Raw genomic sequence first — 17,715 nt, forward strand, 5'->3', positions numbered from 1 at the left:
CGACCCTGAAAGAGGGATTGACGACAGTGCTCGACGTCAACTTCTTCGACGAGCTGCGGATCGGCCTGGCGACCGCGGACGACATCCGACAGTGGTCCCACGGCGAGGTCAAGAAGCCGGAGACCATCAACTACCGCACCCTCAAGCCCGAGAAGGACGGCCTCTTCTGCGAGAAGATCTTCGGCCCCACCCGGGACTGGGAGTGCTACTGCGGCAAGTACAAGCGTGTCCGCTTCAAGGGCATCATCTGTGAGCGCTGCGGCGTCGAGGTCACTCGCGCCAAGGTGCGCCGTGAGCGGATGGGCCACATCGAGCTGGCCGCTCCCGTCACGCACATCTGGTACTTCAAGGGCGTTCCGTCGCGGCTGGGCTACCTGCTCGACCTCGCCCCGAAGGACCTGGAGAAGGTCATCTACTTCGCCGCCTACATGATCACGTGGGTGGACGAGGAGCGCCGTACGCGCGACCTGCCCTCGCTGGAGGCGCACGTCTCCGTCGAGCGCCAGCAGATCGAGCAGCGCCGCGACGCCGACCTGGAGGCCCGCGCCAAGAAGCTCGAAACCGACCTGGCCGAGCTGGAGGCCGAGGGCGCCAAGGCCGACGTGCGCCGCAAGGTGCGCGAGGGCGCCGAGCGCGAGATGAAGCAGCTGCGCGACCGCGCGCAGCGCGAGATCGACCGCCTCGACGAGGTGTGGAGCCGCTTCAAGAACCTCAAGGTCCAGGACCTGGAGGGCGACGAGCTGCTCTACCGCGAGCTGCGTGACCGCTTCGGCACGTACTTCATGGGCGGCATGGGCGCGGCCGCGCTCCAGAAGCGCCTGGAGTCCTTCGACCTCGACGAAGAGGCCGAGAAGCTCCGCGAGATCATCCGTACCGGCAAGGGCCAGAAGAAGACCCGTGCGCTCAAGCGCCTGAAGGTCGTCTCCGCGTTCCTGCAGACCCGCAACAGCCCCAACGGCATGGTGCTGGACTGCATCCCGGTCATCCCGCCGGACCTGCGTCCGATGGTGCAGCTGGACGGTGGCCGCTTCGCGACCTCCGACCTGAACGACCTGTACCGCCGTGTCATCAACCGCAACAACCGCCTGAAGCGGCTTCTCGACCTCGGCGCGCCCGAGATCATCGTGAACAACGAGAAGCGCATGCTCCAGGAGGCCGTGGACGCGCTGTTCGACAACGGCCGCCGCGGCCGGCCGGTCACCGGTCCGGGCAACCGTCCGCTGAAGTCCCTCAGCGACATGCTCAAGGGCAAGCAGGGCCGGTTCCGTCAGAACCTGCTCGGCAAGCGTGTGGACTACTCCGCGCGTTCCGTGATCGTCGTCGGTCCGCAGCTGAAGCTGCACCAGTGCGGCCTGCCCAAGGCCATGGCGCTGGAGCTCTTCAAGCCGTTCGTGATGAAGCGCCTGGTCGACCTGAACCACGCGCAGAACATCAAGAGCGCCAAGCGGATGGTCGAGCGCGGCCGCACGGTCGTCTACGACGTCCTCGAAGAGGTCATCGCGGAGCACCCGGTTCTGCTGAACCGTGCGCCCACGCTGCACCGCCTCGGCATCCAGGCCTTCGAGCCGCAGCTGGTCGAGGGCAAGGCCATTCAGATTCACCCGCTCGTGTGCACCGCGTTCAACGCGGACTTCGACGGTGACCAGATGGCCGTGCACCTGCCGCTGTCCGCGGAGGCGCAGGCCGAGGCCCGCATCCTGATGCTGTCCTCGAACAACATCCTCAAGCCGGCCGACGGCCGTCCGGTCACCATGCCGACCCAGGACATGGTGCTGGGCCTGTTCTTCCTCACCACCGACGAGGCGGAGCGCGAGGTCATCGGTGAGGGCCGGTCCTTCGGCTCGGTCGCCGAGGCGATCATGGCCTTCGACAACCGGGAGCTGTCGCTCCAGGCGAAGGTCGACATCCGCTTCCCGATCGGCACCGTCCCGCCCCGCGGCTGGACCCCGCCGGTGCAGGAGGAGGGCGAGCCGGAGTGGCAGCAGGGTGACAGCTTCCGGCTGCGTACGACCCTGGGCCGCGCGCTCTTCAACGAGCTGCTGCCCGAGGACTACCCGTTCGTCGACTACTCGGTGGGCAAGAAGCAGCTCTCCGCGATCGTCAACGACCTGGCCGAGCGCTACCCGAAGGTCGTCGTGGCGGCGACGCTGGACAACCTGAAGGCGGCCGGTTTCCACTGGGCGACCCGTTCCGGTGTCACCGTCGCGGTCTCCGACATCGTCGTGCCCGAGGCCAAGAAGCAGATCGTCGCGAGCTACGAGGCCCAGGACGAGAAGGTCCAGAAGCAGTACGAGCGCGGTCTGATCACCAAGGACGAGCGCACTCAGGAACTGATCAACATCTGGACCAAGGCGACCAACGAGGTCGCCGAGGCGATGAACGACAACTTCCCCAAGACGAACCCCATCTTCATGATGGTTGACTCGGGTGCCCGAGGAAACATGATGCAGATGCGGCAGATCGCCGGTATGCGTGGTCTGGTGTCGAACGCGAAGAACGAGACCATCCCGCGGCCCATTAAGGCGTCGTTCCGCGAGGGTCTGTCCGTGCTGGAGTACTTCATCTCCACCCACGGTGCCCGTAAGGGTCTCGCGGACACCGCGCTGCGTACCGCCGACTCGGGTTACCTCACCCGTCGTCTCGTGGACGTCTCCCAGGACGTCATCATCCGCGAGGAGGACTGCGGCACCGAGCGCGGCCTCAAGCTGCGGATCGCCAGCAAGGACGCCTCCGGCGTGCTGCGCAAGGCGGACGACGTCGAGTCCTCCGTGTACGCGCGGATGCTGGCCGAGGACGTCGTGGTGGACGGCAAGGTCGTCGCGTCGGCCAATGTCGACCTCGGTGACGTGCTCATCGACCAGCTGATCGCGCACGGCGTGGAGGAGGTCAAGACCCGCTCGGTCCTGACCTGTGAGTCCGCCGTCGGCACCTGCGCCTTCTGCTACGGCCGCTCGCTGGCCACCGGCAAGCTGGTCGACATCGGTGAGGCGGTCGGCATCATCGCCGCCCAGTCCATCGGTGAGCCCGGCACCCAGCTGACGATGCGTACCTTCCACACCGGTGGTGTGGCCGGTGACGACATCACCCTGGGTCTGCCGCGTGTCGTCGAGCTCTTCGAGGCCCGTACGCCCAAGGGTGTCGCCCCGATCTCCGAGGCCGCCGGCCGCGTGCGGATCGAGGAGACCGAGAAGACCAAGAAGGTCATCGTCACGCCGGACGACGGCAGCGACGAGACGGCCTACGGCGTCTCCAAGCGTGCCCGTCTGCTGGTGGGCGAGGGTGACCACGTCGAGGTCGGCCAGCCGCTGACCGTGGGTGCCGTCAACCCGCACGACGTGCTGCGCATCCTGGGCCAGCGGGCCGTCCAGGTCCACCTGGTCGGCGAGGTCCAGAAGGTCTACAACAACCAGGGCGTGGCGATCCACGACAAGCACATCGAGATCATCATCCGGCAGATGCTGCGCCGTGTGACGATCATCGAGTCCGGCGACGCGGAGCTGCTGCCGGGCGAGCTGGTGGAGCGTACGAAGTTCGAGAGCGAGAACCGTCGTGTGGTCCAGGAAGGCGGCCACCCGGCCTCCGGCCGTCCGCAGCTGATGGGTATCACCAAGGCTTCGCTGGCCACCGAGTCCTGGCTGTCGGCGGCGTCCTTCCAGGAGACGACCCGGGTGCTCACCGATGCGGCGATCAACGCCAAGTCGGACTCCCTGATCGGCCTCAAGGAGAACGTCATCATCGGTAAGCTCATCCCGGCCGGTACGGGCCTGTCCCGTTACCGCAACATCCGGGTGGAGCCCACCGAGGAGGCCAAGGCCGCGATGTACTCGGCCGTCGGTTACGACGACATCGACTACTCGCCCTTCGGCACCGGCTCCGGCCAGGCGGTCCCGCTGGAGGACTACGACTACGGTCCGTACAACCAGTAAGGTCCCGCACGGCAGCGGCCGGCTCACCGGACACGCGCTGTGGCGACAGGGCGGTCACCCTCCCGGGGTGGCCGCCCTGCGGCGTTTCGGCCCGGCCCCACCGCGGCCGGACGGCGGGGGGACGCGCCGCGTAGATTCGTGCGGGGGAACCGTGCGATCTCCTGACGCGTACTGAATGATGGGTGTACTGCTCAGAATGGGGGAGGTGCTCCAGGTGGCGTTTCAGCCGTGGCAGGGCGGGCAGCCGGCGCAGTGGCAAGGCGGTCAGCCGCCGGCCCAGGCGTCGGGGCAGACATCGGCGATGCGTGCCTCGCACGCCGACCGCGAGCGTGCGGTCGACGTGCTGAAGGCCGGGTTCGCCGAGGGCCGGCTTCCGCAGCACGAGTACGAGCAGCGGATCGGCCGCGCTTACCAGGCACAGACCCATGGCGAGCTGCAGATGCTGGTCGCGGATCTGCCGCAGGGCCCGGTGCCGCAGGCACAGTTCGCGCCCCCTCCGGCGGTGCCCCAGACCTTCATGCCGGCGCCGCCGCAGGTGCCGACGAACGGCACCGCGACCGGCGCGCTGATCTGCGGCATTCTCACCATGGCGACGGGGGGTCTGACCGGGATACCCGCGGTGATCCTGGGCCACAAGGCCCGTGCCGAGATCCGCCGGTCCGGGGAGCGCGGGGACGGCCAGGCGCTGGCCGGGCTGGTCCTGGGCTGGCTGAGCATCGGCGGGTGGGCGTTCTTCCTCTTCGTGATGATGCTGGCGGTGCTTTCCCGCGCCTAGGAAGAACGTCACACGCGCGAAGCCGGCGCCGGCGTGGTACAAGCCGGAGTGACGGTGTCCGGCCCACCCGTACGGCCCATTCCGCGGGCCGAACGGCTCGCGGAGCGGAGGTGGAGCCTTCTTCCGTACGGCTCCTGATCGCACTACGGTGGCCGCAGCGCCGGAGGAGTCCGGCGTGTCCTTCGCGTGTGCATTTGTTTTGACCGCAGCCCATGCGGTAGGTACGCTCTGACCTTGTGCCTGGGGTGTCCTCGGGCTGCCGTGCGTGCACTCGTCCGCACGGAAGCCGGGTCTCGACACCGCAATCTGCCGCCGTCCTCGTCCCAGCGAGGGGTCTGCAGTATTCGACACACCCGACCGCGTGGGTCGGGGACTGTTCCAGGTTAGCTTTACCGAGACTGGCACACAGAAACCGGAGAAACGGTGCCTACGATCCAGCAGCTGGTCCGCAAGGGCCGGCAGGACAAGGTCGAGAAGAACAAGACGCCCGCACTGGAGGGTTCGCCCCAGCGCCGCGGCGTCTGCACGCGTGTTTTCACGACCACCCCGAAGAAGCCGAACTCGGCCCTGCGTAAGGTCGCGCGTGTGCGTCTGACCAGCGGCATCGAGGTCACCGCTTACATTCCGGGTGAGGGCCACAACCTGCAGGAGCACTCGATCGTGCTCGTGCGCGGCGGCCGTGTGAAGGACCTGCCGGGTGTTCGGTACAAGATCATCCGCGGCTCCCTCGACACGCAGGGCGTCAAGAACCGCAAGCAGGCTCGCAGCCGCTACGGCGCCAAGAAGGAGAAGTAAGAATGCCTCGTAAGGGCCCCGCCCCGAAGCGCCCGGTCATCATCGACCCGGTCTACGGCTCTCCTCTGGTGACCTCCCTCATCAACAAGGTGCTGCTGAACGGCAAGCGCTCCACCGCCGAGCGCATCGTCTACGGCGCCATGGAGGGTCTGCGTGAGAAGACCGGCAACGACCCGGTCATCACGCTGAAGCGCGCGCTCGAGAACATCAAGCCGACCCTCGAGGTCAAGTCCCGCCGTGTCGGTGGCGCGACCTACCAGGTCCCGGTCGAGGTCAAGCCCGGCCGTGCCGCCACGCTCTCGCTGCGCTGGCTCGTGGGCTACTCCCGCGCCCGCCGTGAGAAGACCATGACCGAGCGCCTGATGAACGAGCTGCTGGACGCCTCGAACGGCCTCGGCGCTTCGGTCAAGAAGCGCGAGGACACGCACAAGATGGCCGAGTCCAACAAGGCCTTCGCGCACTACCGCTGGTAGTCGCTACCCACATCGAGACCGAGAGAAGATTGAGCCACTATGGCTACCACTTCGCTTGACCTGGCCAAGGTCCGCAATATCGGGATCATGGCCCACATCGACGCGGGCAAGACGACCACCACCGAGCGGATCCTGTTCTACACCGGTGTTTCTTACAAGATCGGTGAGGTCCACGACGGCGCTGCCACGATGGACTGGATGGAGCAGGAGCAGGAGCGCGGCATCACGATCACGTCTGCCGCGACGACCTGCCACTGGCCGCTGAACAACGTCGACCACACCATCAACATCATCGACACCCCGGGCCACGTCGACTTCACCGTCGAGGTGGAGCGTTCGCTGCGCGTGCTCGACGGTGCGGTGACGGTGTTCGACGGCGTTGCCGGTGTTGAGCCGCAGTCCGAGACCGTCTGGCGCCAGGCCGACCGCTACGGCGTGCCGCGTATCTGCTTCGTCAACAAGCTCGACCGCACCGGTGCGGAGTTCCACCGCTGCGTCGACATGATCGTGGACCGCCTGGGCGCGACCCCGATCGTGATGCAGCTGCCGATCGGCACCGAGGCGGACTTCAAGGGCGTCATCGACCTCGTCTCCATGAAGGCGCTGGTCTGGTCCGCCGAGGCCGCCAAGGGCGAGATGTACGACACCGTCGACATCCCGGCCACGCACGCCGAGGCCGCCGACGAGTGGCGCGGCAAGCTGCTCGAGGCCGTCGCCGAGAACGACGAAGAGATGATGGAGCTGTACCTGGAGGGCCAGGAGCCCACCACGGACCAGCTGCACGCGGCGATCCGCCGTATCACCATCAACTCCGGCAAGGGCGGCGACACCACCGTCACCCCGGTCTTCTGCGGCACCGCGTTCAAGAACAAGGGCGTGCAGCCCCTGCTCGACGCGGTCGTGCGCTACCTGCCGTCGCCGCTGGACGTCGAGGCCATCGAGGGCCACGCCGTCAACGACGCGGACGAGGTCATCAAGCGCCGTCCCTCCGAGGACGAGCCGCTGGCCGCGCTGGCCTTCAAGATCGCGAGCGACCCCCACCTGGGCAAGCTCACCTTCATCCGGGTGTACTCGGGCCGCCTTGAGGCCGGCTCGCAGGTCACCAACTCGGTGAAGGGCAAGAAGGAGCGCATCGGCAAGATCTACCGGATGCACGCGAACAAGCGTGAGGAGATCGAGTCGGTGGGTGCCGGTGACATCGTCGCCGTCATGGGTCTGAAGCAGACCACCACCGGTGAGACCCTCTGCGACCCGTCGCACCAGGTCATCCTGGAGTCGATGGAGTTCCCGGCCCCGGTCATCCAGGTCGCCATCGAGCCCAAGTCCAAGGGCGACCAGGAGAAGCTGGGTGTCGCCATCCAGCGTCTCGCCGAGGAGGACCCGTCCTTCCAGGTCCACACGGACGAGGAGACCGGCCAGACCATCATCGCGGGTATGGGCGAGCTGCACCTCGACGTGCTGGTCGACCGTATGAAGCGCGAGTTCAAGGTCGAGGCCAACGTCGGCAAGCCGCAGGTCGCCTACCGTGAGACCCTGCGCAAGGCCGTCGAGCGGCTGGACTACACGCACAAGAAGCAGACCGGTGGTTCCGGTCAGTTCGCGAAGGTCCAGATCGCGCTGGAGCCCCTTGAGGGCGACGGGTACGAGTTCGAGAACAAGGTCACCGGTGGCCGTATCCCGCGGGAGTACATCCCGTCCGTGGACGCGGGCTGCCAGGAGGCCATGGAGTTCGGCGTGCTCGCCGGCTACCCGCTGACCGGCGTCAAGGTCGTGCTTCTCGACGGTGCCTTCCACGAGGTCGACTCCTCGGAGATGGCCTTCAAGATCGCCGGTTCGATGGCCTTCAAGGAGGCCGCCCGCAAGGCCAGCCCGGCCCTGCTGGAGCCGATGATGAAGGTCGAGGTGACGACGCCCGAGGACTACATGGGTGACGTCATCGGCGACATCAACTCGCGTCGCGGTCAGATCCAGTCCATGGAGGACCGCCACGGCGCCAAGCTCGTCACGGGCCTGGTTCCGCTCTCGGAGATGTTCGGCTACGTCGGAGACCTCCGCAGCAAGACCTCGGGTCGCGCAAGCTACTCGATGCAGTTCGACTCCTACGCCGAGGTTCCGCGGAACGTCGCCGAGGAGATCATCGCGAAGGCCAAGGGCGAGTAGTCCCGGCTCCCCCGAGTCGGAACACGCTTTAGGCTTGACACCGTCTGCCGGGGCCCGTCCCCGCCACCCCGCGGGGTGGGCCCCCGGCAGCCGGCACCCCAGCAAAGATCACCTGGCGCCGATGAGTAAGGCGTACAGAACCACTCCACAGGAGGACCCCAGTGGCGAAGGCGAAGTTCGAGCGGACTAAGCCGCACGTCAACATCGGCACCATCGGTCACATCGACCACGGTAAGACGACCCTCACGGCCGCCATTACCAAGGTGCTGCACGACGCGTACCCGGACCTGAACGAGGCCTCGGCCTTCGACCAGATCGACAAGGCTCCCGAGGAGCGCCAGCGCGGTATCACCATCTCGATCGCGCACGTCGAGTACCAGACGGAGAACCGTCACTACGCCCACGTCGACTGCCCCGGTCACGCGGACTACATCAAGAACATGATCACCGGTGCCGCCCAGATGGACGGCGCGATCCTCGTGGTCGCCGCGACCGACGGTCCGATGCCGCAGACCAAGGAGCACGTGCTCCTGGCCCGCCAGGTCGGCGTGCCCTACATCGTGGTGGCCCTGAACAAGGCCGACATGGTGGACGACGAGGAGATCCTGGAGCTCGTCGAGCTCGAGGTCCGTGAGCTCCTCTCGGAGTACGAGTTCCCGGGCGACGACGTTCCGGTCGTCAAGGTCTCGGCGCTCAAGGCGCTCGAGGGCGACAAGGAGTGGGGCCAGTCGGTCCTGAACCTGATGAACGCCGTCGACGAGGCCATCCCCTCGCCGGAGCGCGACACCGACAAGCCGTTCCTGATGCCGATCGAGGACGTCTTCACGATCACCGGCCGTGGCACCGTTGTCACCGGTCGTATCGAGCGTGGTGTCCTCAAGGTCAACGAGACCGTCGACATCATCGGCATCAAGACCGAGAAGACCACCACCACGGTCACCGGCATCGAGATGTTCCGCAAGCTGCTCGACGAGGGCCAGGCCGGTGAGAACGTCGGTCTGCTGCTCCGTGGCATCAAGCGCGAGGACGTCGAGCGCGGCCAGGTCATCATCAAGCCGGGCTCGGTCACCCCGCACACGGAGTTCGAGGCGCAGGCGTACATCCTGTCGAAGGACGAGGGTGGCCGCCACACCCCGTTCTTCAACAACTACCGCCCGCAGTTCTACTTCCGTACCACGGACGTGACCGGCGTCGTGACCCTCCCCGAGGGCACCGAGATGGTCATGCCGGGCGACAACACCTCCATGTCCGTCCAGCTGATCCAGCCGGTCGCCATGGAGGAGGGCCTGAAGTTCGCCATCCGTGAGGGTGGCCGGACCGTCGGCGCCGGCCAGGTCACCAAGATCGTCAAGTAATTCGACGGTCGGGGAGACCCGGCAGCTCTTTCGAGCGCTCGGGGAAGCCCCGCTCACCTTCGGGTGAGCGGGGCTTCTCGCTGTTCGGGGGCAGCGTCTTCTGCTCGCGCCCGCGGCTGCCTAGCATGTGCGGGTCGGCGCGTACCCCCTCGGGACGCGACCCTTCTGACGGAAGTGACGCCATGCTGCGCACCATGTTCAAGTCCAAGATCCACCGGGCCACCGTGACCCAGGCGGACCTGCACTACGTCGGCTCGGTGACGGTCGACGCCGACCTGCTGGACGCCGCCGATCTGCTCCCCGGCGAGCTGGTCCACATCGTCGACATCACCAACGGCGCCCGCCTGGAGACGTACATCATCGAGGGCGAGCGCGGCTCCGGTGTCCTGGGCATCAACGGCGCCGCCGCACACCTCGTACACCCCGGCGACCTGGTGATCCTCATCAGCTACGCGCAGGTGGACGACGCGGAGGCCCGTACGCTGCGGCCGCGCGTGGTGCACGTGGACGCGGCCAACCGGATCGTCGGTGTGGGGGCGGACGCCTCGGAGCCGGTACCGGGCGGCGACGACCGGCGGAGCCCCGGGGCGGTGGCGGCGCGGCCGGCGGTCTGACGGGCGCGGGGGTGCAGAGGCCGGGCTCGGCGGACCGGAAGGCGTGATCGCGGTCCGGACGGTTCTGCCTCTACGAGGGAGAGCGGTTTTCGGCCGTACGCGGCTGTGCGGCCCCCGGTGCCCCGGCCGCCGGTCCGGCGCCCAGCGTGGCCAGCCAGCCGCGCAGTACGGCCCCGGCCATCCGCTCGGCCCCGGCCCGGTCGTTGCGTACGTCGCCGGGCCCGTCGCCACCGCCGTCGGGCTGCCGCCGGTGGAAGGCAGCGATGGCCTGGTCGTCGGCCGGGTACTCGGCCCCGCACTCCACCCGGAGCATGATCTTCGCGAGCAGGGCGGTGGCCTTGTAGAGCGCGTGCGGGTCCGGGGCGTCCAGCAGGAGCTGCCTGCGGAGGGTGACGGCGGCCCGCACCCCGTCGCGCAGGCTGCCGTCCGCGTACGTCACCGCGTCCGGTACGGGCAGGGCGAGGCCGGGGGCGCACCACAGGGGAGCGATGGCGCCCGCCCCGCTCAGGGTGAGGACGTGCAGCAGCTGCGGTGGCAGGGCGCCCGCGCGGAACTCGTCCTCGGTGAGGACCGTCATCGTCAGCCGCACCCCGGCCAGCTCGGGCGCCAGGTCGGCGCGTACCTGCCGGAGCCGGGGGAGCCGGTCCTGCGGCGCCAGGACGAGGACGTCCAGGTCGCTCCAGCCGTGCTCGTACGTCCCCCGGGCCGCGCTGCCGGTCACCGCGATCAGGTCCACGACGGGGGAGGGCCGGGTGAGCCGCTCGCGCAGCGCGCGCAGGTAGACGCCGAGGCATGGCGGCAACCCCAGGCTGTGGACGGAGACGGGCTTCGGCGTCCGGAACGTCCAGGCCGAATCGAAGGCCAGGCGGTCGAGACCGCGCTGAAGGGACAGTCGGGCCCAGGGAGCGGCGGCCCGCCCGGCAGGCGGCCCGTCCTGGACGCGCAGCCGGTCGCCGAAGAGCTTCCGCAGCTCCGCGAGCGCGTCGGCGTCACGTACGGGCTCGACACTCACCCGATCGAGGAAGGGATGCGCGGCGCAGTACCGGTCGAGGCCGTCGGTGAGGCATTCGGCCCAGGTCCGGGCGTCGGACGCCGCCTCGCCGACCAGGTGCGCGGCATCCAGGCGGGCATAGCCGCGCCGGGTCCGCAGGTATTCGCCCGCGGCCTCGCGCGCCTGGTCGCTGCCGCCGCCGAGCGCCACCACCCGTACGCGCGAGAGCGCACATTCCGGCACCGCTGGGTACAGCCGGTGGAGGCACTGCCGCAGTTCGTGCTGTACGTCGATGACCGGCCGGTCGCCGACGACGACGGCCGTGTCGAACCGACCTTCGTCGACCAGGCGGTGAATCTGCTCGTGCAGCCGCCGCCGGTAGTTCTCCAGGAGCCCGTTCGGCGCCGGTGACCGGGCCAGACCGCGCGCGACATCCTGTGCTGGGTCCTCGTCGTGCAGCAGGACGATGCCGTACTCGCTCTCCTCGGCGGCGTACAGAGCGGCGCGGTACGGGGCGAGCACGGCGCGCGCGTCATCGGCCGCGCGCGCCGTCGAACGCTTCTCGCGCACCGAGGCCACCGCAGCCAGCGTCGCCTCCAGCATGGGCAGGCCCTGCCGTACGCAGCGCAGGCCACCCGCGTGCGGCTGTCGCGTGCGGGCCAGGAAGGAGGCGGCCAGCACATCCGCCAGCTCCTGGTACGAAGCGCCTTGGAGCCACCAGCCGGTGGGGTCCGTACCGATGAGCGTCGGCCACTGCGGGACGTGCTCCTCCGCGGGACGGCAGACATCGAGCTGCGGGGCACGGCGGGCCAGCAGCCGCAGCTGCGTGCCCTTCCCCACGTGGGCCGGGCCGCTCACGGCGATGACGCGGGGCGGCGCCGACGGGCCGTTTTCGGCCGGTGGGCTCAGGGGCATGGCACTTCCTCCGGTGGTGGAAAGTCCGGGCGGGGGATTTCGGCAGGGTGGTGTGCATAGGCGGTCGGATTGATTCCTCGGTACGGGGATCTCTTTGCGAAGGGTTTATCGGTGAGCCGATCATCGGTTGTACGGTCCGGAAAGGCGCGCGTAAGGGGCGGCCGGTTCCGTCGTTCCGCCTTACGGATATCGGTGTGGCGGGGAGCGCGGGACACGAGGCCGCGCGTGCTGGCACACGCCTCCGGCGCCGGGCCCGCGGGAAGCCGGGAGGGCCCCGCCCCTTCTGCCCCTCGGCACGGGAGTCAGGATTCCCTTGGCGGGGGCCTTCAGTCACCGGCTTTCGAGCTTCATTCGGACGGCTTCCATTTCTTGTGAGCTATAGGATTTTGCGGCGAATCGGAATAGGGGGCGCAATGCGTCGCGACGACGAGCCGGAGCGCAGGGGAGCGGGGCGTGCGACCGCGGAAGACCGGGGCGCGGGGTGTGGCGCGCACGAATTGCCGAACGCCATCCGTCATTTGGAGTAACGTACTGATGTCGGAGCGTGACGGGTCTGGGAGGGTCGGCGCGCGCCGAGGGGGATCAGGCGTCGCCACAAGAAGTCCCGTCGGCACCAGAGGAGTCAGCCTCTCGTGGTACTTGCTCACCCCGTCGCCCCCGCCGCGCGCGGCGCCGGCCCCGCAGCCGTCCCGAAGCCGTCCGCGTGTCGCGGCCCCTGGGGGTCGTCCGTATCCGCCGACGGGCGGTGAGCGGGTGGTCGGCAGCGAGATCAGGCCCTGCGACCACCCCAAGAAGGACGTACGCCGCGTCCTGGAGAAGTGGACCGCCCGGGGCTGGGTGTTGCGCAAGGACGGGCACTGGGGGCGTCTCTACTGCCCGTGCGAGGGCCGCTGCACGGTCATTCCCGTGGCGGGCACGCCGCGCAGCCCGACCGCGCACGCCCGGGTGATCGACCGGCTGGCGGCCCGCTGCCCGCTGCCCGGGGAGGCGCCGAACCGCAGTCTGACGGGCATGCCGCGCGGCGAAGCGTGACCACTGCGTCAACTGAGGTGGGCCGTCGGGGTCCGTGTGTTTTGCGACAGTTGCTCTGGCAGGGTGCGACAGGCTTTGTCATGCTTTGTCTGTTGACGAACGACAACGGACTCTGCGACCCTGCGGAAGGACTAGGGGGACGCCGCCATGGACTACGACTTCACCTTCGTCGTCACGGGCGCGACCGTCGACGACCAGGACGCCGTCGACGCGCTGCGCGAAACCTGTGACGCCCTCCTGGCGCGGGCCGGCGGCGTCGACCTGCTCAGCGTCAGCTGGCCCGGCGACTGCGCCGTGCAGGCCGCCCTCGAAGCCGCGTCGGCCGTACGGGCCACCGCGCCGCGCCTGCGGGTGTGCCGCCTCGACCGCGACCTGGTCGGCATACACGAGATCGCCGAACGCACCGGACGCTCGCGGCAGAACGTCGCGCAGTGGGTCGCCGGCGCGCGCAAGGCCCGGGGCGCGCCCTTCCCGGCGCCCGAGGGGACCGTCGGCCGGTCGCAGGCGTGGCTGTGGTCCGAGGTCAACCGCTGGCTCGCCGGGCACGGCATGGACGACGGCGCCGCGCACCCCACGCGCGAGGAGATGGCCCAGATCGACGTCGCGCTGGCCGGGCGGATCTCGCTGACCTTCCGCTTCGCCACCACCCCGGGCTTCAAGGACGGGCGCCAGCGCGTCATCGACGAGCTGCGCAGCCGCCACATAAGCCGCTTCCTGACCCTGCTGGCGGGGTTCGACGGGACGACGGACGAGCACGGCAACCACGTCCTGGTCGTGGCCGACGCGCGGGAGCCCGCGCGCGGCGTGATGGAGTGCGTGGCGCGCTTCCCGCACGACGCGGTGCTGGTCACCGAGACGGACCGGTTCACCGTCACCGTGCTGTCCAGCCGCGGCCCGGCCCGCTCCGGCCGCGTCGTGCCCGTACCGGCGACGGCCACCGTCGGCGAGTGGCTCCGCCTGGTCCGGGACCACCCGCGCGCCGCCTTCGCCATGGAGACCGGGGACCGCCGTACGGAGGAGCCCGCCCGTATCCAGTGGCAGATGGCGATCGCGGCGTGACGCAGCGCGCGGGCCCGCCCTGGCCTGCGAAAACGCGTCCCGTACCGGCCGGATTCGGCGTGTCGTCGACGGGTCCGTGCAATCGGCGCCCCCGGATCGGTGTACGATCTCCGGCTTGATTGGCGGCGTTCGCCGCTCGTATGGCACACTGTCCAGGTTGCTCGGTTGAGTGCCGATGCTGCGCGCCTCCCGCCGGGAGGACTGGAAGCGAGTCCTAGGTATTCGTCGCCTCATGATTTACATCGAAAGGTGTAGGGGCGGAAGTACGGGAATCTTCCGGGAAGCGTCAGCGGGGTGCCTCAGCCAGGCGCCCGGTGGGTGTTCATCCCCCACGTTCTCCTTCTCGAAGGATCGCCCTTGCGGAGATCTGCGGGAAGGGGCGCGACACGCCCGACCGCGTGGGTCGGTGGATGAACGGCAACGTACCGGGTCCCAGAGCGTTACGAGAGACAGGACTACGAAGTAGCCATGGCGGGACAGAAGATCCGCATCCGGCTCAAGGCCTACGACCACGAGGTCATCGACACGTCGGCGAAGAAGATCGTCGAGACGGTGACCCGTACTGGTGCGTCGGTCGCGGGCCCGGTGCCGCTCCCCACCGAAAAGAACGTGTACTGCGTCATCAAGTCGCCGCACAAGTACAAGGACTCGCGCGAGCACTTCGAGATGCGCACGCACAAGCGCCTGATCGACATCCTCGACCCGACGCCGAAGACCGTTGACTCCCTGATGCGACTCGACCTTCCGGCCGGTGTCGACATCGAGATCAAGCTCTGAGGGTCGGTGATCTGAGAATGGCTAAGCAGATCAAGGGCATCCTGGGCGAGAAGCTCGGCATGACCCAGGTCTGGGACGACAACAACCGTGTCGTCCCGGTGACCGTGGTGAAGGCCGGCCCCTGCGTCGTGACCCAGGTGCGCACCAGTGACACGGACGGCTACGACTCCGTCCAGATCGCCTTCGGCGAGATCGACCCGCGCAAGGTGAACAAGCCCCTCAAGGGCCACTTCGCGAAGGCCGACGTCACCCCCCGCCGTCACCTCGTCGAGGTCCGTACCGCTGACGCCAGCGAGTACACCCTCGGCCAGGAGCTGACCGCCGAGACCTTCGAGTCCGGCGTCAAGGTGGACGTGACCGGCAAGAGCAAGGGCAAGGGCTTCGCCGGTGTCATGAAGCGTCACGGCTTCCACGGCGGCAAGGCTTCGCACGGTGCCCACCGCGTGCACCGCAAGCCGGGCTCCATCGGTGGCTGCGCCACCCCGGGCCGCGTGTTCAAGGGCATGCGGATGGCCGGCCGTATGGGCAACGAGCGGGTCACCACCCAGAACCTGACCGTCCATGCCGTTGACGCGGAGAAGGGTCTGCTGCTCATCAAGGGCGCAGTTCCTGGTCCGAACGGCGGCCTCGTCCTGGTCCGTACCGCGGCCAAGGGGGCCTGAGGTAACCGATGAGCACCATTGACATCCTTTCGCCGGCAGGCGACAAGGCCGGGACCGTCGAGCTCCCCGCGGAGATCTTCGACGCGAAGGTCAGCATCCCGCTGATCCACCAGGTCGTTGTCGCGCAGCTGGCCGCGGCCCGTCAGGGCACGCACAAGACCAAGACCCGTGGCGAGGTCCGCGGCGGTGGCAAGAAGCCGTACCGCCAGAAGGGCACCGGCCGCGCGCGTCAGGGCTCGACCCGTGCGCCGCAGTTCGCCGGCGGTGGCGTCGTCCACGGCCCCGTGCCGCGTGACTACAGCCAGCGGACCCCGAAGAAGATGAAGGCCGCCGCCCTGCGCGGTGCCCTCACCGACCGGGCCCGCAACAGCCGCATCCACGTCGTCTCCGGCGTGGTCGAGGGCGAGATCTCCACCAAGGCCGCCAAGGTTCTCCTCGGCAAGATCAGCGAGCGCAAGCATGTGCTGCTGGTCGCCGAGCGCGCCGACGAGGCCGCGTGGCTGTCCGCCCGCAACCTGCCCCAGGTCCACATCCTGGAGCCGGGCCAGCTGAACACGTACGACGTGCTCGTCTCCGACGACGTGGTCTTCACCAAGGCCGCCTTCGAGTCCTTCGTGTCTGGCCCCAAGGCCGTTGAGACCGAAGGGAGCGCCGCCTGATGGCTGAGGCGACCGTTACCAGCAAGTCCTTCACGGACCCGCGCGACATTCTCGTCAAGCCGGTCGTGTCCGAGAAGAGCTACGCGCTGCTGGACGAGAACAAGTACACGTTCGTCGTCGACCCGCGTGCGAACAAGACCCAGATCAAGCAGGCCGTCGAGGCGGTCTTCTCGGTCAAGGTCACCGGGGTCAACACGATCAACCGGCAGGGCAAGCGCAAGCGCACCCGCACCGGTTTCGGCAAGCGCGCCAACACCAAGCGCGCCATCGTGACCCTCGCCGAGGGCGACCGTATCGACATCTTCGGCGGCCCGGTCTCCTAACGGAGTCCGAGTCGTCCGGAATCGGACGAGGACTGAGAAATGGGTATCCGCAAGTACAAGCCGACGACCCCGGGCCGTCGTGGCTCCAGCGTCGCCGACTTTGTCGAGATCACGCGGTCCACGCCGGAGAAGTCGCTGGTCCGCCCGCTGCACAGCAAGGGCGGCCGTAACAACGCCGGTCGTGTGACCGTTCGCCACCAGGGCGGTGGCCACAAGCGCGCCTACCGCGTGATCGACTTCCGTCGTCACGACAAGGACGGCGTGCCGGCCAAGGTCGCGCACATCGAGTACGACCCGAACCGCACCGCTCGCATCGCGCTGCTCCACTACGCGGACGGCGAGAAGCGCTACATCATCGCCCCCCGTGGCCTGGTGCAGGGCGCCCGCATCGAGAACGGCCAGGGCGCCGACATCAAGCCGGGCAACAACCTGCCGCTGCGCTACATCCCGGTCGGTACGACGATCCACGCCATCGAGCTGCGGCCCGGCGGCGGCGCGAAGTTCGCCCGCTCCGCGGGTGCCTCCGTGCAGCTGCTGGCGAAGGAGGGCTCCATGGCCCACCTCCGTATGCCGTCCGGTGAGATCCGCCTGGTCGACGTGCGCTGCCGCGCCACCGTCGGCGAGGTCGGCAACGCCGAGCAGTCGAACATCAACTGGGGCAAGGCCGGCCGTATGCGCTGGAAGGGCGTCCGCCCGACCGTGCGTGGTGTCGTGATGAACCCGGTCGACCACCCGCACGGTGGTGGTGAGGGCAAGACCTCCGGTGGTCGCCACCCGGTCTCGCCGTGGGGCCAGAAGGAGGGTCGTACGCGTTCGCCGAAGAAGGCTTCGAACAAGTACATCGTCCGCCGCCGCAAGACGAACAAGAAGCGCTAGGAGCGGGTTTAGATGCCGCGTAGTCTCAAGAAGGGGCCCTTCGTCGACGACCACCTCGCCAAGAAGGTGGATGTCCAGAACGAAGCCGGCACCAAGAACGTCATCAAGACCTGGTCCCGCCGCTCGATGATCGTCCCGGCCATGCTCGGCCACACGATCGCGGTGCACGACGGCCGCAAGCACGTCCCGGTGTTCGTCACCGAGTCGATGGTCGGCCACAAGCTCGGCGAGTTTGCGCCGACCCGCACCTTCCGCGGCCACGAGAAGGACGACCGCAAGTCGCGTCGTCGCTGATCGACCGGAGTGCGAAGACTATGACTGAC

General features: G+C 68.5%; 16 protein-coding genes. 15 read left to right on the forward strand and 1 reads right to left on the reverse strand.

Annotated features, from left to right (window positions below):
- Positions 1-26: 26 nt before the first annotated feature.
- From ADK86_RS09180 to panD, 7 genes are all read left to right on the forward strand, one after another.
- The gene (locus ADK86_RS09180) at positions 27-3,926 is read left to right on the forward strand and encodes a DNA-directed RNA polymerase subunit beta' (RefSeq protein ID WP_030589612.1); all 3,900 of its coding nucleotides are present in this window, start codon (positions 27-29) and stop codon (positions 3,924-3,926) included.
- Between the two features lie 301 nt (positions 3,927-4,227).
- Entirely contained in the window at positions 4,228-4,701 is a 474-nt protein-coding gene (locus tag ADK86_RS09185; protein WP_053696170.1) for a DUF1707 and DUF4190 domain-containing protein, read from the forward strand.
- Positions 4,702-5,124: 423 nt separating this feature from the next.
- Positions 5,125-5,496 (forward strand): 30S ribosomal protein S12, encoded by a 372-nt coding sequence (gene rpsL, locus ADK86_RS09190; RefSeq protein ID WP_003948652.1) that lies wholly within the window; start codon positions 5,125-5,127, stop codon positions 5,494-5,496.
- A gap of 2 nt (positions 5,497-5,498) precedes the next feature.
- Complete coding sequence (gene rpsG / locus ADK86_RS09195; RefSeq protein WP_004571813.1) at positions 5,499-5,969, forward strand: 30S ribosomal protein S7; 471 nt, start codon at positions 5,499-5,501, stop codon at positions 5,967-5,969.
- Positions 5,970-6,008: 39 nt separating this feature from the next.
- Entirely contained in the window at positions 6,009-8,129 is a 2,121-nt protein-coding gene (fusA, locus tag ADK86_RS09200) for an elongation factor G (RefSeq protein WP_030589618.1), read from the forward strand.
- Between the two features lie 161 nt (positions 8,130-8,290).
- Positions 8,291-9,484: an elongation factor Tu gene (tuf, locus tag ADK86_RS09205; RefSeq protein WP_030589621.1), complete on the forward strand. Its 1,194-nt coding sequence runs from the start codon at positions 8,291-8,293 to the stop codon at positions 9,482-9,484.
- 182 nt (positions 9,485-9,666) lie between these two features.
- Positions 9,667-10,098, forward strand: coding sequence for an aspartate 1-decarboxylase (gene panD, locus ADK86_RS09210; protein ID WP_053696145.1), 432 nt, complete (start codon positions 9,667-9,669; stop codon positions 10,096-10,098).
- A 70-nt stretch (positions 10,099-10,168) separates the two neighbouring features.
- On the opposite strand, the gene ADK86_RS09215 is transcribed toward panD, so the two are convergent.
- Positions 10,169-12,004 carry a nucleotidyltransferase domain-containing protein gene (locus tag ADK86_RS09215; RefSeq protein ID WP_053696146.1) on the reverse strand — a complete coding sequence of 612 codons (1,836 nt, stop codon included), beginning with the start codon at positions 12,002-12,004 and terminating at the stop codon, positions 10,169-10,171.
- A 753-nt stretch (positions 12,005-12,757) separates the two neighbouring features.
- Between ADK86_RS09215 and ADK86_RS09220 the strand changes: the two genes are divergently transcribed.
- The 8 genes from ADK86_RS09220 to rpsS all read left to right on the forward strand — a co-directional run bounded on the left by ADK86_RS09220 (position 12,758) and on the right by rpsS (position 17,686).
- A complete protein-coding gene (locus ADK86_RS09220; protein ID WP_030589628.1) occupies positions 12,758-13,036 on the forward strand; it encodes a hypothetical protein in 279 nt (92 codons plus the stop codon).
- Between the two features lie 147 nt (positions 13,037-13,183).
- Positions 13,184-14,095: a helix-turn-helix transcriptional regulator gene (locus tag ADK86_RS09225; RefSeq protein ID WP_053696147.1), complete on the forward strand. Its 912-nt coding sequence runs from the start codon at positions 13,184-13,186 to the stop codon at positions 14,093-14,095.
- Between the two features lie 468 nt (positions 14,096-14,563).
- Entirely contained in the window at positions 14,564-14,872 is a 309-nt protein-coding gene (gene rpsJ, locus ADK86_RS09230; protein WP_004571821.1) for a 30S ribosomal protein S10, read from the forward strand.
- A gap of 17 nt (positions 14,873-14,889) precedes the next feature.
- Positions 14,890-15,534: a 50S ribosomal protein L3 gene (rplC, locus tag ADK86_RS09235; protein WP_030589636.1), complete on the forward strand. Its 645-nt coding sequence runs from the start codon at positions 14,890-14,892 to the stop codon at positions 15,532-15,534.
- 8 nt (positions 15,535-15,542) lie between these two features.
- Positions 15,543-16,193, forward strand: coding sequence for a 50S ribosomal protein L4 (gene rplD / locus ADK86_RS09240; protein WP_030589640.1), 651 nt, complete (start codon positions 15,543-15,545; stop codon positions 16,191-16,193).
- Positions 16,193-16,516, forward strand: a complete 324-nt coding sequence (gene rplW / locus ADK86_RS09245; protein WP_030589643.1) for a 50S ribosomal protein L23 — start codon at positions 16,193-16,195, stop codon at positions 16,514-16,516. Before rplD ends, rplW begins: the two co-directional genes overlap by 1 nt.
- Before the next feature lie 39 nt (positions 16,517-16,555).
- Complete coding sequence (gene rplB, locus ADK86_RS09250) at positions 16,556-17,392, forward strand: 50S ribosomal protein L2 (RefSeq protein WP_004571825.1); 837 nt, start codon at positions 16,556-16,558, stop codon at positions 17,390-17,392.
- 12 nt (positions 17,393-17,404) lie between these two features.
- Entirely contained in the window at positions 17,405-17,686 is a 282-nt protein-coding gene (rpsS, locus tag ADK86_RS09255) for a 30S ribosomal protein S19 (RefSeq protein ID WP_004571826.1), read from the forward strand.
- Positions 17,687-17,715 lie beyond the last annotated feature (29 nt).

Origin of the sequence: Streptomyces sp. NRRL F-5755 (assembly GCF_001279365.1) — a bacterium.
GTDB lineage: Bacteria > Actinomycetota > Actinomycetes > Streptomycetales > Streptomycetaceae > Streptomyces > Streptomyces rimosus.